Source organism: Bradyrhizobium sp. USDA 4341, from assembly GCF_054063755.1.
The window spans coordinates 47886-63334 of record NZ_JBSSGO010000001.1 but is presented as its reverse complement, the minus strand read 5'-3'; the positions used below and the strand labels follow the sequence as shown (position 1 = coordinate 63334).

12 protein-coding genes are annotated in these 15449 nt (G+C 61.3%); 3 read left to right on the top strand and 9 right to left on the bottom strand.

Features of this window, described 5'->3' with window-relative positions; genetic code table 11:
* Positions 1 to 3 precede the first annotated feature (3 nt).
* The 3 genes from ACVIGB_RS00330 to ACVIGB_RS00320 all read right to left on the bottom strand — a co-directional run bounded on the left by ACVIGB_RS00330 (position 4) and on the right by ACVIGB_RS00320 (position 4689).
* Positions 4 to 1548: a single-stranded-DNA-specific exonuclease RecJ gene (locus ACVIGB_RS00330; RefSeq protein WP_456749063.1), complete on the bottom strand. Its 1545-nt coding sequence runs from the start codon at positions 1546 to 1548 to the stop codon at positions 4 to 6.
* 216 nt (positions 1549 to 1764) lie between these two features.
* Positions 1765 to 3645: an ATP-dependent helicase gene (locus tag ACVIGB_RS00325; protein WP_456717641.1), complete on the bottom strand. Its 1881-nt coding sequence runs from the start codon at positions 3643 to 3645 to the stop codon at positions 1765 to 1767.
* A 27-nt stretch (positions 3646 to 3672) separates the two neighbouring features.
* Positions 3673 to 4689, bottom strand: a complete 1017-nt coding sequence (locus ACVIGB_RS00320) for a hypothetical protein (RefSeq protein ID WP_456717642.1) — start codon at positions 4687 to 4689, stop codon at positions 3673 to 3675.
* A gap of 201 nt (positions 4690 to 4890) precedes the next feature.
* Here ACVIGB_RS00320 and ACVIGB_RS00315 point away from each other — a divergent pair, with 201 nt between their 5' ends.
* The 3 genes from ACVIGB_RS00315 (at position 4891) to ACVIGB_RS00305 (ending at position 7618) form a co-directional block, all read left to right on the top strand.
* On the top strand, positions 4891 to 5850 hold the full coding sequence (locus ACVIGB_RS00315; protein ID WP_456717643.1) for a hypothetical protein: 960 nt from the start codon (positions 4891 to 4893) through the stop codon (positions 5848 to 5850).
* Between the two features lie 216 nt (positions 5851 to 6066).
* Entirely contained in the window at positions 6067 to 6759 is a 693-nt protein-coding gene (locus ACVIGB_RS00310) for a hypothetical protein (RefSeq protein ID WP_456717644.1), read from the top strand.
* A 13-nt stretch (positions 6760 to 6772) separates the two neighbouring features.
* Positions 6773 to 7618 carry a DUF7007 domain-containing protein gene (locus ACVIGB_RS00305; RefSeq protein WP_456717645.1) on the top strand — a complete coding sequence of 282 codons (846 nt, stop codon included), beginning with the start codon at positions 6773 to 6775 and terminating at the stop codon, positions 7616 to 7618.
* Positions 7619 to 7665: 47 nt separating this feature from the next.
* On the opposite strand, the gene ACVIGB_RS00300 is transcribed toward ACVIGB_RS00305, so the two are convergent.
* From ACVIGB_RS00300 to ACVIGB_RS00275, 6 genes are read right to left on the bottom strand one after another with little or no spacing between them, the layout of a single operon-like run.
* Positions 7666 to 9129, bottom strand: a complete 1464-nt coding sequence (locus ACVIGB_RS00300; RefSeq protein ID WP_456717646.1) for a hypothetical protein — start codon at positions 9127 to 9129, stop codon at positions 7666 to 7668.
* A 13-nt stretch (positions 9130 to 9142) separates the two neighbouring features.
* Positions 9143 to 10792 carry a DNA topoisomerase gene (locus ACVIGB_RS00295; RefSeq protein WP_456717647.1) on the bottom strand — a complete coding sequence of 550 codons (1650 nt, stop codon included), beginning with the start codon at positions 10790 to 10792 and terminating at the stop codon, positions 9143 to 9145.
* A gap of 8 nt (positions 10793 to 10800) precedes the next feature.
* Positions 10801 to 12327, bottom strand: a complete 1527-nt coding sequence (locus ACVIGB_RS00290; RefSeq protein ID WP_456717648.1) for a hypothetical protein — start codon at positions 12325 to 12327, stop codon at positions 10801 to 10803.
* Between the two features lie 25 nt (positions 12328 to 12352).
* Positions 12353 to 13537, bottom strand: a complete 1185-nt coding sequence (locus ACVIGB_RS00285) for a hypothetical protein (RefSeq protein ID WP_456717649.1) — start codon at positions 13535 to 13537, stop codon at positions 12353 to 12355.
* Positions 13537 to 14571, bottom strand: coding sequence for a hypothetical protein (locus ACVIGB_RS00280; RefSeq protein ID WP_456717650.1), 1035 nt, complete (start codon positions 14569 to 14571; stop codon positions 13537 to 13539). Before ACVIGB_RS00280 ends, ACVIGB_RS00285 begins: the two co-directional genes overlap by 1 nt.
* A complete protein-coding gene (locus tag ACVIGB_RS00275; protein WP_456717651.1) occupies positions 14568 to 15359 on the bottom strand; it encodes a hypothetical protein in 792 nt (263 codons plus the stop codon). The genes ACVIGB_RS00280 and ACVIGB_RS00275 overlap by 4 nt, the downstream gene beginning before the upstream one ends.
* Positions 15360 to 15449 lie beyond the last annotated feature (90 nt).

Here is a 15449-nt window from a genome sequence, read left to right as displayed (position 1 = left end):
CGATCAATCCAGCCTAGCGACCATGGCGTCCTCCGGCCGCAAGACCGCGCGCGCGAAGCCCCCGTAATTGTCGATGCGGATGGTCCCAAGCAGATCGACCCGCTGTCCCTCGGCCGCCCTCAAGGATTCGCCAAACGGGATCCCGACACCATCGAACAGCATGGCCTCCGTCTCACCGCTGGGTCCACGCAGTACCATTTTCAAATGTCGACCGGACAACTCACGAACCGTGGCCAGCAGCCCGCCAACAACCGCAATCCTGGGCTGGGGATTGCCGGCGCCAAACGGAGCCAGCGGCTCCAGTTCGGCGGCAAGTTCCGGGGTGAGCTGGCCGGCTTCCACCACGAGATCGACCTGGAGCGGTGGACGCACCAGGTCGGCCGCGCGCAAGCCGACGAAATCGGCAAGTTCCTGAATCCGGCCTTCTTCAACCGTAAACCCGGCGGCCATCGGATGGCCTCCACCGGCAATCAGGATGCCGGCTTCCTTGGCGGCCAAGATCGCGGCACCGATATCGAAACCTTCGACGGACCGGCAGGAGCCCTTGCCCCCCGCACCGATCACCATTGCCGGACGATCAAACGTCTCGCGCAGCCGCGAAGCTGTGAGGCCGACGATCCCGGGGTGCCATTCCGGATCGTCCATCACAACGACCGGCCACTCGTTCACATGCCCCTCGACACCGGCACGGACAGCGGCGGTTGCCGCCAACTGCTGCAAACCCTGTCGTTCGCGATTGATCTCGACCAGCCGCTCGGCGAGCTGCGCCGCCTCGTCGGCGCTCTCGGTGATCAGGAGCCTTGCCCCAAGCGAGGTGTCGTCAATGCGGCCCGCGGCATTGATGCATGGTCCGAACACGAATCCGAGGCTGCGCACCGAAAATGCGTGCTCGTCTGTCGCCTCGATCAGCGCGCGCATGCCAGTCAGGTCCGTCATCCTGCCGAGGCCGGTGGCCACGTAGGACCGGTTCAGGCCAATCAACGGAACGACGTCGGCCACGGTGCCGAGCGCCACAAGACCAAGAAACCGGCGTAGATCCGGTTTGATCGCAGCGCCCTCGGCGAACCAGCCGCGCTGCTCGAGTTCTCGGTTGACCCCCACCAGAAAGAGAAACACAAGGCCGGCGGAGCAGAGGTAATCCCACATGCGCGACTGGTCCGAACACTTCGCATTGACGACCCCTGGCACCGGCGACGACCCCGGCTCATGATGATCGAGCACGATCATCTCCATGCCGCGTGATGTGGCATGGGCAAGCTCGTCGACGGCATTGGTACCGCTGTCGACTACCACAACATAACGCACGCCACGGTCTGCGAGGCGATCGAGCCCGAATGTCGAGACCCCATACCCCTCCTTCAGTCGATCCGGGATGTAGAACTGGCAATCGATCCCGAGCTCGGCGAGGTATCGAACGACAAGGGCAACCGAGGTCGCCCCATCGACGTCATAATCCCCGTAAGCCGCCATCGGTTTGCCGCTCAAGACCGCGTCACAAAACGACGTAACAGCGTTTTCCATCCCCGGAATCCGGCTCGGATCGGGCATCGTGGCGGCCAATGTCGGCCGAAAGAAGCTGTTCAGATCCTCGACCCCGCGCCGACGCGCAACATCAACAGCCGTCTTTGGAGCCTCGCCCGACCAATCGATCGACCCCAACACCGTCGGGTCGGTCCAGGACCGGCCGCGCACTGACACTGCCGCGCACCACGATGCCGCGTTTTTCATCGACCGAGCTGCCGCGGAACGCATCACTACCTCCAATTAACCCTGCGACGGCCGCGCGGGCCGCCCATTCCAGGTAACCGCCTTGCCCGCTGAACGGTCGGCGATGTCGTGCAAAAAGATCGAGGGCGATTGCCCTTTTGAAAAGCGTTCGCGCGCGTAGCTCAGCGACACGAACTTCTTCCCACGTGTCATTGCGACATAAAGCACACGACGCTCTTCCTCGAGGTCGCTCGTCCGGTGATGGGGCATCAGATGTGCCTCGCAACCGCAGACAAAGACACCGCTCCATTCAAGCCCCTTGGCTCCATGGATGGACATCAATGGAATGCCCTCTCGGCTCGCATCACGCGGTGCCGCGCGCTGCATGCGCACGAATTCGAGAAAGGAAGTGACATCCGGAAAGCGCAGCGCCTCGTTCGAAGCCTGCCCCGCGGAATCGAGCCAAAGGCCAAGGCGCTCGGAGGACAGGCCCGGCGGCGGATACTCCTCGATCGCGCGCGCGGCCGAGGGGGCGAGGTTCTTCAGCGGCATGCCCGCCATATTCCGGGTCCACTCAACGAGCTGGTCCCGCCGCCGGCCTGGCTTGAAAGCCTGATAGAGCAACTCGGAATCCGCCGGATTGGTCGCCATAGCGATTAGCCCTGCGACCGCCATCGTCTCCTGCATATCCCAGAAGCGCGGCGCGCCCTGCACTGTCGCCGGCACGCCGAAGCGCGAGAAGGCTCGCTCCAGCACCGGTGAGAGCGAAGCCGTCCGAAACAAGACAACAAGGTCCGCGGTCCTGGCGCCGCGCGACAAGAGCGTCCGGCATGAACCGGCTATCCATTCGGCTTCTTCCGTGTCGTTCGCAAAACCGCGGATGGTAACAGCATCCAGAGCTCCCGCTCTCTGCGCTGCCACCAGATTCTTTCGCACTCGCCTCGTGTTCGCCGAAACCAGCCCCGAGGAAGCCGCCACTATGGCCGGTTGAGAGCGCCAATTGGTGGAAAGACGATAAACAGTTGAACCAGCGAAATGCCGACCGAAATTTACGGTGAAATCCACGTTCGCGCCACGCCAGCCATAAATTGCTTGATCATCGTCTCCAATGGCGAAGACGGCGCGAGAACGCCCGACTATGAACTTGAGAAAATTCAATTGTAGGGGGTTGGTGTCTTGGAACTCATCTACTAGTAGATGCAAAAACCGTCCTTGCAACATTAGGCGAATCCTTGGCTCACGCCTCATCGCCTCGATCATCCGGGAAATCAGATCCGCGAAATCGACAACCCCCAGCCGCTCCTTTTCGATTTCGTAGGTCTCGTAATGGGCGGCAGCCTCAGCAAGACTACGATCACCTCGAACGGACGCCTCCGCGGCCGCATCGCCAGGCGACTTCATCATGTCCTTCCAGCGAGAGATCAGGTCAACGAGGTCATTCTCGCCACCGTCCCAGCGAATGCCGAGACGGGACAGGATCGCGTTCTGCTCCGCGGTATCCACAATTGTGAAATCGCTCGAGAGACCTGCCGCCGCATGGAAACGGCGTAACAGACGTGCGCAAATCGAATGGAACGTGCCGACCGCCAGCCGCGAAGTATCGTCCGGCGCCAACGCACCTTGCGCTGCTGCGATCCGCTCTCGCAACTGATCGGCTGCACGCGAAGTGAAGGTGGAAACCAGGATGGATTCTCTGGGGATGCCGCTTTCGACCAGTCTGAGGTAACGGGCAACCAGAGTTCTGGTCTTTCCGGCACCGGGCCCCGCGATCACGAGCGCCGGCCCGCCGCTATGAGCGACGGCCTTCTCCTGCTCAGGGTCGAGCTTGAGCGGCTGCGGGGGTGTTGAGGAGAGCTCCATAGGGAGGTTGTGGCCGTCCGGAACGATGGACGCCAGCGTTTCGCACCGTTTTCCACCGTATCCCGACTTTCGTCCCAAGGATTCGATAAATCCTTTAAGCGCCCTTTAGGCCCTCACAATCACTGTCTTGGGCTTGGCTTCCCCATGGCCAGATCGGAAATGCTCATTCCAGTAGAAAACCCCTGACTTACGAACCTTGAAGTGCCCAAAAACAATGGTTGCGGCACGCGAACCGGAGCCATCCCCTGACGCAGCTTGCCGGCGCTGGGCGGCCGCACTGAGATGCATGGTAACGGTTTCATAGGCCTGGAGGGGCTCCTTGCCCTTGGCGGAACGGTTCTTGTTGAGCTTGGCTGATGGCACGACCTCGGTCGTGGCGACCGCATTCCTGCAATTAAGCAAGATCAGCGTACTCAGCCCCAGATTGTTAAACAGCCTCCATCCTTCGGACGCCTGGTTCTCTTCCGTGAGCTCGGCCCCGTCTTCACCTTTGATCTTGACGATGAAATCTCGCGCCCCCTTCATGTCGGGGTGCGAGACATAAGCGAAACGATCCCGCAAACTAGCTTCGGCCGCGGCCTCCTTCGGATCTTTGGAGACCCACTCGAGATGGCGCCGAAGCTTGCCATCTACACCTCGGAGACTAGGTTTAATTGCCGTCGAAACACGCGGCATCTCCTGATCGGACAAGTCGAAGGTCATCAAAACCGGGGCCAGGTCCGTAATGACGTCGCCGCGGTCCGTACGATCGGCATGGACGTACTCGATGGTCAGAAACCCCTCGTCAGTCGAGCGCAAGAGAAACCCTGATCGCACGATCTCGGAAACCGCATGCTCATGCCTGATATTCGGCGATCCCATATTCGCCATAGCCTCGCGCAGGTCCGCATTCGAAAATTCGATCCACATCGGGTCGGATTTCAGGCGAACCCAATTGAGCGCCGCGACAATTGAGGACGGGCGCGACAAGCTGACACTTGCCGCCATAGCCACAGCTTCCTTGGTGAGCACAAACTTGCGGGCCTCACGTACCCGGCGACGGAAACCCGACAGCATGGCGTCATGGGAGGCTCCGTTTGGGTAGCGGAACCCGGTTCTTTCTAGGACAGAATCTGCAAACATGATGGTGCCACCATATCCGGATTCCGCCGCCGGCAACATTGCCGGCGGGCCACACCCAGTCCCGAATGGTTAATTTTAGTGCATTTGGCTCCCTATTTGGCTCGCCATTGCGGACACGAAACGGCGGATTTTCATAAGACGATCATTGCGACTTGCCGTGACCTGTCCCCAAATCGGGACGATCCCGAACGGAATAGAAGCATGCCCACCGTACGAATTCCGACCTGCACCTTGGCAACCCAAAAGAGCGACACCGTTCTCACCACGTGGTTCGAGCGTGACCGCGCTCACGTCTGCCTGTCACGGAAGGACCGCGATGGCGACGCGGGAGAGACGATCATTGAGTGGTGGGACGATGCGGTGTCGCAGGCCGTCGAAGATGGCTTCCTCAACCCACGGGACTGGCACGGCACGGCCTATGCGTACGCGGCCCACCACTCAATGATCAAGCCGTTGCAAATCGACCTCGCGCCCGGCTGGTCCTTCGCGATCAAGACCTTCCTCGAGAAGACACCATCCAAAGATCGGCCCCGCGAACAGCCGGACCGCCTCGAATGGTTCGCTGACCTCGCCCAGGAAACAGCGGACACGGTTGTCGCGGATCGCCAGTTCGCCCTTCTCTCGGCCGATCAGGCAGAAACCCTAACCGAGACGATCACGAGCGCGCTCTACGATTTGGCTCTCGAAGCCGAAGAGTTTCGACTGACGGCGCTGAAGATCACGTGCGCAGCCGGGTCGGCCGTTATCGAAACCGATGGCGAAAACATGGTGCTCCGCGGGGGTGCTGACGCTACCGAACCTCCTTTCCAGATCGGCAACCAGACGGCCACGTTCTCTTTCCGCTGGCGCCACTCCGAGGGTCCAGAAACAGGCGAACCGAAGGCGGTTTTCCAGCACCCGGATAAACCGGGCCTCCGTCGTGATATGCGCCTCGCCGAAAGGCTGAAAACGTCACTTGTCGAATTCATTCAGGCCAACGCCGAGAAAGTCGAGGACTTCGTCAATCGGACGCGGGAGCGAAACTCGTTGTTCGAGCTTGAGCGGGCGCTCGATCGGGGCGCGCCTGGGTCTGCGGAAGCTCAGGAGCTGACCTACGATGCGGCGAGAGCCACTACGCTTCTGGGAAACGAAGCAACGCCAGCACTCGCTCCGGCCATTTAGTTTTGCGGCTTGCAACCCGAGACCCCATGGTCGACCGATCATCTCAGGAGTTGTCGATGACTGCTCAGCCACTGCAGGCCGATCACGGACATCAGAACCCGCATTACCGCCATGGAACGCGCCGTCGTCACGCGGTGCGACGTGGAAAAGCCGAATGAGCCCGAAGTGGCTTCCGAGCTGCAACAACCCTAAACCGTTCGAAGAGGATCTCTGCCCATGTCCGCCCCCGTCGCACAATTCAACAACTCAGTCGACTTCAAGGTGACCTTTGCCGATCACCCCATCCTGGGGCCGATCGCACCAGCATTTGCATGCAACATCGGATGGCAGGAAGGACTCAAGGCGCTCGACGCCGAGAACTTCGTCAATGTCCTGGAGACCGTCATCAATGCGGCTCGCAAGGATGTTGCCAGCCGTTACATCAACTACGAAGCCACCATTGCTGAAGCTGGCGACAGCGCCTACCTAAATCGTCTTGACAAATTATCCGAGCAGTTCATCCCGTCGGCGGTCGACCTGGTGCCGGAAAGCATCGGCCTGCCGGCAGACACCGAGCGCGTGCGCTACTTCATGAACGGCATCCATCCGGACGACGGTGGCAGCTGGAGCGATTGGTCTTCTGGCATCATTCCCGAAGAGGCCGTCATGCATGCGCTCTGGAAGATGGCTCTGAACGGAAAAGAACTCCCGGAGGACATCGAGCTTCACGTCTCCAACATGATCGGGTCGACGATCAAAAATTTCCAAATCGAGCGCGTCAAGAAGGACGAACTAGCCTCGGCCGCGCGCGATCTTATCGCAGAAATCGGGGCATCGTCCGGACCAGCTTATGACAAAGTCGTCGAAATGCTTCGCCTTCTCGAAATCGACGTCTCTGATCTCGAGACGACCGCTGCACCCAGGATGTGAGGGAAACAATCCCATGACCAAATGGACTGTCGACGCCCAGGGCAATCACGTGTTCAGCGCCGAAGAAGACGCGTTCCGGATCCGGATCATTACGCCTGCCGGGGGGTCGCGCCACCAAAATTGGCGTACAGAGACCTGGCGTTCGTCCCAGAAGTGGGAGCAAGACTTCGGCTACCATTACGGCTCCCTGGAAGAGGCTCGGAGCGATGTAGCGGATCGCTATCAACATGCGGTCGAACTGCGATCGCTTCCGAGCCGTCAAGAAGAAACGGTCTCCGAAAAGAAGCGCACCCCATGGGGCGAGGCCGACGGCAAGGTCGTCTATGGCGACGGCGTCGTCCAATATACGACCCCGGGCCATGGCGGCTTTCATCTTGATCGAAAGCGCAATGCCAAGGTTCACCCGGCGCTCCGCCAGGCCTGCGGAGACGGCGCCTGGTATGAAGAGGATTGCGCTTGGAGCGTGGTGGCCTTCACTCACGGCGAACTCTTTACCTCACGCGAACGCCGTATAGCGATCAAGACGCTGAAGGAATACTACCCCCACCCCTATACGGCGGCGACCGGAGAGAAGGTCGAACCGTCGGAGTCGCGAACGCTTCGCGAGGAAGAGCACGGCCGTCGTCACGCCAACGACTGGCAGGCGATTTCGGCTATCTACGACGACGAAAATCCGGGCATGACGCGAGTGACCGCGACCTTGGGCGGCCACCGCAGCACCTTCAACACGACCGTTGAGGAGAAGAATTTTCTCGTCCCCAACCATGAATACGCTGCGAGGTCGCCAGAGCTGGCCTTCGTCATCGATCCGTCCCGCCATCGCGAGATCGACGCTATTCCGGGGATGCCGACTCCATAGCGTCATGGCCGCGCAACTTGCGCAGTGCGATGATGCTATCACCGAAATCAGAAGCCAAAATTGAGTTGCCCGACAGCCGGCGAAGCTTCATCGGTTGCCATAGGTGGCTCGGACTCTGACGAGGAAAACCTTGCGGACAGCCAATTGAGATAACCGCCATCCCGGCCAGGCTCGGCATCCGCCTTCGCCTTGGCGATTGTCTCCCAGGGTGCCGAGATGTCGGCATGCGGACGCTCCAGGGCTTTACGACCAAGGGCATCTAGCCGCCTGCCACGCGGTTCACCAACCGCGGCATGGAAGTCTGTGCTGCTCGCTCCGTCATAGACGACCAGCATTCTCGCTGCGAACTCACGCAACCGAATATCCGAGAAGCTTGCGGCAATGTTGATCTTGGCCATCTTGTCGGCCGAGGCAAGAAATGCTTCAGCGCGGCCGCGATCGGCACCTTGATAGGGCATCCCGTCGGCGTAGAGCCTTGCTTCCGGGGTTACAGCTTCCGGCATGCCCCGGCGAGAGATCATCTGCGCCGCCGACGCTACACCGCCGACGTCAGCCTGGAAGAGCTCCGCAGCCCGCCGGCGATGCGCCACGCTATCCCCGCAGTCAAGCCCGAGAGCACGCGCCTCATCCAGCGTGAAAATTGGGGTCGAGGCCTTGGGATTGAAGGTGCAGGCGGGAGCACCCGGCTTGAACATCGCGCCGGCGAGCCCTTCGGGATCCTTATCCAGCAGATAGCCGAGATCCTCGTCGAGCTTGGCCGCAAGCACGCTGCCGCGATCGGACGACAGGGGCATCACTGGCTCGAGCCTTGGCACACCGAAATGCGTAAATTGATACAAGACTTGAGTTTTGCTCGGGTCTGTCAGCTCAACCATCCGGCGGCCGTCGCAGCAACGAACCCAGGCTTCCACCGCCTCAGGCGCACGCGCTACGCACAATGCGAATATCTTGCCGGTTGCCCGGGCATCGGCGGTCGCTCGATGCGCAGCGAACGGAAAGCCATTGGCAGCAGCAACGTGGGACAACCGCCAGGTTGGAGTTCCGTCCTCTCGACGCCCGGGCAAAACAGCCTCTGGCTTCACAAGATGGACGAACTGGGACAATGCCATGCCGTCGATCCGACGAGCTTTTGGCCCCGAACAGATCCACGGATCCAGCATGTTCTTGAAGAGCAAGGAACACCTGATCAGTTCGTCATCAAACCTCAGCGTATTCCAGCCTACAAAGCCGCGTAGGCCGGCTCGCGGACGCAGCGTGTCCTGAATGCGGCGAGCCGCGATATGCTCGGGCAAGCGGCCGCGGGCCGTCAGCGATTCCGGATCGAAGCCCGTAACGGCCATCGCTGCAGGGGACGGCACAACATAGGGTAGCAAGCGAATATCGTATTCGACGACCTCGCGTTCCTCCATCGACTTTGGATCGAGGAACGCCGCTCCGAATTCCAGAACCTGAGCATGACGAACATCGTCGTCGCTGGCTTCCGTGTCGTACACGATGACGTCGTGGAACACCGCGCGCTCCTGATCAATACTCGCCGGCCGGTGCGTATTCCAACGTGTTGGCCGGCTCGGCCGAGATCTTCTCGATTAGGCTTTCGCCGAGGGAGAGCATCTGCACGATATCCACCTTCGGATGCGGCGGCTCGATCGCAATACCGGCATGGAGAGGCTCTCGGATCTCCGCCGGGAGCTTCGCCAGAATCGCAGCCGACAGCAGCTCCCAAGGCTCATGGTCAGGATCATTCATCAGCATCGCCCCGCGCGCCTCACAGGCACGCTCGATCCCCGCCGAGAGCCGCGGATCGAGCAATTTGGCGGGCGAGGCCTGGATCCATTGCTGCCCACGCTCCGTCAGCACGAGATTGCTGTCGACGAGCTTGCGATTGATGAAATGCTCGATGTGCTTCGGCCAGGTCGAGGGCCGGCCAAGGCCGGCCTTCACAGCGGCCTCGAGGAGTACGGTATCCGGCCGTCGGGAAATCACCTCCGACTCTGGATAGCTGTCCTGCCCCGGCACCCGCGGACCATGCTCTCGCCGCCAGTCGAACTCAGCGACCGCCTTGGCAACCGTTTCCGAGAACCCCTTCGACTTCAAGAAATCGACCAGGGATTCGGTCTGCGCGACCTGCAGGCTCGGGCGCAGACCACTGCGCACAAGACCGCGAACGACGACCTGCCGCACGCCCTCGTCCTGACTGAGCTTGCTGGGATCAAGATTGGGGTCGGCGGTGCCGATCGGATAGGGAGCATCGTGCACCTCCGTTTCGGCCTTCTTCTCGTAATTGGCAGCCTGAACCATGTGGCCACTGCGCCGGAAAACAGCCGCGATTTTCGCAGCCGCGGCGTCCGACAAGCCCCTGGACCCCGCGCGCGGGTAGGACATGCGACCCGCTTCATAAACGCGCTGCATCGATTCCGATGCGTCCTTTGGCGACAAATTGAGCTTGTCACCGACGGCAACCAGAATGTCTCCCATATGGCCGGGTTTTGCGACCTGCGGGCCACGATCGCCCTTCATGTCGAGCGCCGGAAAGTCGAGCCTTACAAGCCGCATGGAAATCGCCTTGTCGAGTGGCGCCTTCACATCCGCTTCAGCGATCCAGGGACGCCCGCCCCCCTTCGCCGGCGCAACCAGGCGTACGCGGTTAACGGTCGGCTGATCCCGACGCACAAGGCCTAGAATGGCGGTCGACACCCGCCCGACGGCCATATCGCCAGTCGAAAAGGTCGCCCCGATCATTCGGTCAATGATCGCCCGCGTTCGCCCAGGGATCGCATCTTCCTTGGAGACAGGCGTAGCCTGCTCGATGGCTTCACGAACCGAAGCCTCGTCCATGCCGCGCATTTTGACGCGTAAAGGTGCCGAATGGATGTCCCGGATCAGTTCCGCAACATCCCACGCAATCACGTCGCCTTCCTGGTCGGCGTCCGTTGCCACGTAGACAGACTTTGCCTGCTCAGCCTCCTTGCGGACCCGCAGCGCCACCGCTGGATCCCGCGGAACACGCGCGAAGTCGCGCATGGCACTGTCGATGCCAAGCGGCCGCAGACTGTCAGGCATCGACATGAGATGCCCCTTGGTCGCCTGAACGCGCGCCGGCATGCCTATCTTGGCAAGCAGGTTCTCGAGCGTTTTCGCCTTGCCAGGCGCCTCGATGATGAAAAGCCTATCCATCCAATCTATTACCGAGGTCCGAACCCGAGCTTGGCCAGCAGACGTTCAACAAACTCACGGACCTGCTTTGCGAGCGCCTCCAGTCGATCCTTCCACGCGCGCTTCGCTTCCGGCGACTGCGCGATGGCCTCATCGAACCCCTTCTCGATGCCTTCCATCGCGCTCTCCACCACCTTGTTGAGGCGTTCGGTATCCACGCTTTTCGGGAAATGCTCCTCGAATGCCTTCATCCGCTCGAGCATCACCTTCCCGTGCTTCTCGATGCCGTCGGCGTGACGCTCCATATCGTTCCAGGCTTTGCGGACAGGTTCGGATTTGAAAGCCTCTCCCACGAGAGGCCTCAGTGGATCGGAGCCAATCGCCGAGCCCAGCGTCCCGTTCATCGACATTTGCATGATCTTGCGGCGGTCGATCTCAGGATGCGCAGCCGCAAGTTCATCGACCTTCGACTCGAAGGCCTTCCCCGCGTCGGTCGCAAGCAGAGCCGCGTTGAAGGCCTTGCTCGCATCGGTCATTCCTGCATGGGAACGCGATACCCGGGCCGCCTGATCGAGGATTTCGGTTCGGCGCAGCTCTTCGATGCGAGAACGGATGTTGTCCGGACTGAGCAACGTCGCAGGATCGGCCTTGCCCTTGGGACGCCGCATCGCGGCGCCCAAAGCCGATCCCAGGCCACCAAAGAGACTGAAACCTCCGCCGCCTCCGCCGGCCCGCGGTCGGCGCCGGTCGGCTTCTTCCCTAGCCGCCGTCCCAGCGGCGCCGCGCTCGGCCCGCAAGCCTTCCACAAACTGCCGCGCCTGCGCTGCCGGAAGAGCCGCAATCATCCTGACCACGTCCGCCGGGAGACCCATCTCAGCGGCCTCCTTGGCATCGAATACGAAGGCCTCTTCGACAGCGGGCGCCGCTTTCTCGTCCGCGGACTGTTCAGCCGCGGGCGGTGCCGCTTCCTGCGTCGCCTCGGCGACCGACGTCGTAGTTTCAGACGAGGATGACGCCGCCGGCGCTGCAGACGAAGCCATCGAGGGATCCGCGCCCAGCGCCTCGGCAGCCGCCTTTCTCGCGGACTCCTTCTGCTCGTCCGTCTGGATTGCGGGCTCGACAGTCTCGTTGGCGATATCCCGCTTCGGAATGTCGCCCAGAGCCGCGTCAAGCGACACATCTACCGGAGAAACTGTTTCCTCTGCAGTCGGCGGCGCCATCTCTACCGAGGCAACCGCTTCCGCGGCGGTCGAGATATCAGCCGACTGATCCGCATCCGCCGGTACGATTGGCGCCGCTGAAAACTGCTCCGGAGGCAGAACTTCAATCGCCACACCAGCCTCAACTGGTGTCGGGACAGCGTGAGGATCCACATCAACACCGCCCGCCTCGACGGTCACATCAACGCCGGGTTCGTCAGCGGCAATAATGGACGGAGCCTGGTCCCCAGCTTCATCGCCAACGGCCGCCGAAGCCGGAACGCCAACGTCATCCAGCTCCGAGATGTCTTGCGGCGGGAGCGCGGCAACGGCTTTAAGCAAGGCGTCGAGACTCATGTTAATCTCCTCTTGGCCTGCCCGCCTACTTCCGCGTGAAGGCCCTTCCCCTGATCTCATCGACTTGAATAGCGAGCATCGTTGCAAGTGTCATGGCCACTCGCATCTGAAGCCGATAATTCTCCCAGTTCTGATAGGCCATGAAGGAAAGGATCGCCGCCGAATCCTTCTGCGCCTGTTCACCGGACTGGGTGTCCATCGTGACCATCCACTGCGGGTTCTGGAACCAGGCACGCGAACGAAGATCCATCCAGTCGTACCAGGACACACCGTTCGAATAGCTGCGGTCGCTGTACCCAATCACAGAGCTCTTGGTCTGATCGGCCCACTGACTGACGTCCATGGCGCCACTGTTCGTCGCGATCTGCCCTCCTGTGCGCGGTGCAAGCTCAGCCAGCACGAAGTTTGCCGTGTCGGTTGCAACTGACATGCGCGCAGTGTTGGAAGCGAACCGGCCCGCAATCTCGCGGCCGGCTGCGGTTGCACCCGAGCCCGCCACCATGCGGGCATCCGGCGACGGATCCAGCGCGTTCACGAGGAAATGCTGGGCTGCAGTAAACCGCTCGAGCGGCAGCGAGCCGATGTAGCCGCCCTGGTCCGCATAGAACATAGACTGGGAGATGTCGACGTCAGCATTCTCCATCTGGCTCTGGCCGCCGCTCTGACATAGGCCGGAGATCTGGTCCGCGGCCGAGGAGTAGAGCGAGCAGTGCTGCTGAATGCGCGCCTGCACGGCAAGGTCGGGTCCCTGTGCCGTGGGACTGTCGCCGTTGCCTGTCGCCCATTTGGTCATCTGCTGGGTCAGCGCCGCGCGGGTCGCTTCGACGTTCTTCGTCAAAGAGCCGCCGGAGGCCGATGTCGCCACGTTACAGGTCGAAGCACCAGAAGCGGCCTGAGAAATGGCGTCCAACCGGGCCTTCTCGACATTGCCGACCACGCGACGATCGTCCTGCACGTCCGCCAGATTGTGCTGGGCGGTCGTCTGCTCACGCATATTGCCGGTCGTCTGACCGGTCCCGAGACGCAGCGCCTCGATGATGGCGAGCTGCATCGCGTTGATCTGCTTGGTGAAGGAATCGATGATCTTGTCGCGGTTGGTCGACTCATTGTTGTAGTCGTAACAACACCCCTGCTGCGCAGATGCCATGCCAGGCATCGCGACGACAGACACCAGAGCGGCGATTGCGAGGTAGGTGGTCGACTTTCTCATCAGTGCACTCCAGTTCCGCCGTAGAGGGATCCCATCGTCCGTATGTTGGTGTTGGGCTGCACCGTCGAGCTGCCACCACCCAGCGACATCGCGAGACTTGCGATGCCGGTAAAATTGCCTTGCGCAGCCCCGTTAAGCTGGCCGGCGAACTGCGACAGGTTCATGCCGGGCAGAAATCCGCCCATGCCGTTCGTCTGGAAGAACGACGACGACACCGGGTTTAAAATGCTCGAGATGCCCGAAATCGCCGGCCCACAACGCATGGAGCCGAGCTGGCTCATCATGTTGTTCATCAATGGCGGCTTGAACAGAATATCGAGATTCGAGAAATTGAAGAGGTTTCCAAGGCAGTTCATGCCTGTAAAGCCTGCCGACATCGGCCGACCGCCGTTACCGATTTCATTGGTCGCCGATTGGCTCGCGCCCATACCGTCCTTGCGGGTGAAACCAGCATCGCTCCCGGCAAGCGTCGCCCGGTTGTTGACGAAGTTCGCCGCAGACGCGATCTGCATACGCTCAAGCTGGGAGTCGCAACCATTGTTGGACTGCGCGTTGGGAAGATCAGCGTTGGGGCCGCTGACCACGGCAGCAAGGCTGTTGATCGTGGAGGCCGCATCACGCGCCCCGCTTGCCGCCGAGCCCGTCGTCGGCATTCCGACAGTCGAGTTAATGTCCACATTTTGAACGCCGGTCATGGCGCTCATTGTCGCCGCGCGCGCATCCGAACCGGCAAACGGGACCTGCCCCGTCCTCAACAAGGTATCGAAGGCCGGCACGCCCACGGTCATGGCGCCCGCAACCATCGTCGCCGGCGTAAGCCGAATGCCGTCGATGCTGCCGCCGACAAACTGCGCCGTGCCCGTCGCGGTCAATGCGTCCCATGTCGGTCGCATCTGCTGTCGGGTGATGGTCGGATTGACACAATTGCCGTTGGCGCAGAAGCGGCCGATGAAATCGTCCGCCGACGCGAGTGCCGCAGCGGGCGCAAGACACGCAAGCGCTGCAACCGAAACGAGGAGGGAAGCCTTTTTCATCGGCGGGTCTCCATCGAGTATTTCTGACCATCCCATTCCGCAAGCAGCGGCGTGCCATTGGGTGGAGTGACCATGAGGGTGTTCCAGCCGCCACGCATCACAGCCAGCGTCTTGATGTCGGCCTTGCCGTCCACCGTGCGCGCAGCGCTCTCAAGCACAGGAACATCGCGACCACCGGTGTCCTTCACCAGCACCCGGAACGGACAACCGATATAGGCCCCGCAAGCCGCCTCGCCCTCGAGCCGAACAATCACGGCCTTGCCGATACCAAGATCGATTGTTCCCGATGAGATGACGGCCTTTTTGGTCGCGACCAGCTTCTCGGCAGCATTGCCAAACCCCCGCGCCAATTCGACCGCACGAGCTCCGCCGTTCTCGGTCTGCAGCTTCACCTGGATCGTCTTCATGCTGCTGACGTCAATCTGATAAAAACGGCCGTTCCAGCTGCGAGCCTCGTACCCATTCACAAGGATCCCGCGCATGCCGTCCTTTCCGGGCTTGCCGAGCTCGATGCTCGAGGTCGGACGATCAAAGACGACCTTCCACTCTTTGCCGTCATGCTTCAGGCCCATCGTCTTGCAAACCTTGCGATCCGCATCGCAGGTCGTCGCATCAACGAGGCGAATGAAGATCTCGGCGGTTCCGTCCCCGTTGAGGTCAGTGACCGCAGTCTCCATCCGGCCATCTTTGTTACCGGACAGCCAGTATCCGAACTGAGCCAGCGCAATGACCCTCTCCCGCGCCTTGGGATCGTCCTTCGGGACGACCGCCTCGCGCGGCTCTGACACTTTCGTCTCCGCCAAAGCCCGGTGCATGCTGGCCGACATCGCCAAAAGCCCCATGCCGGCAGCCAAGGTGAAACGCACCAGCGCTCGCAA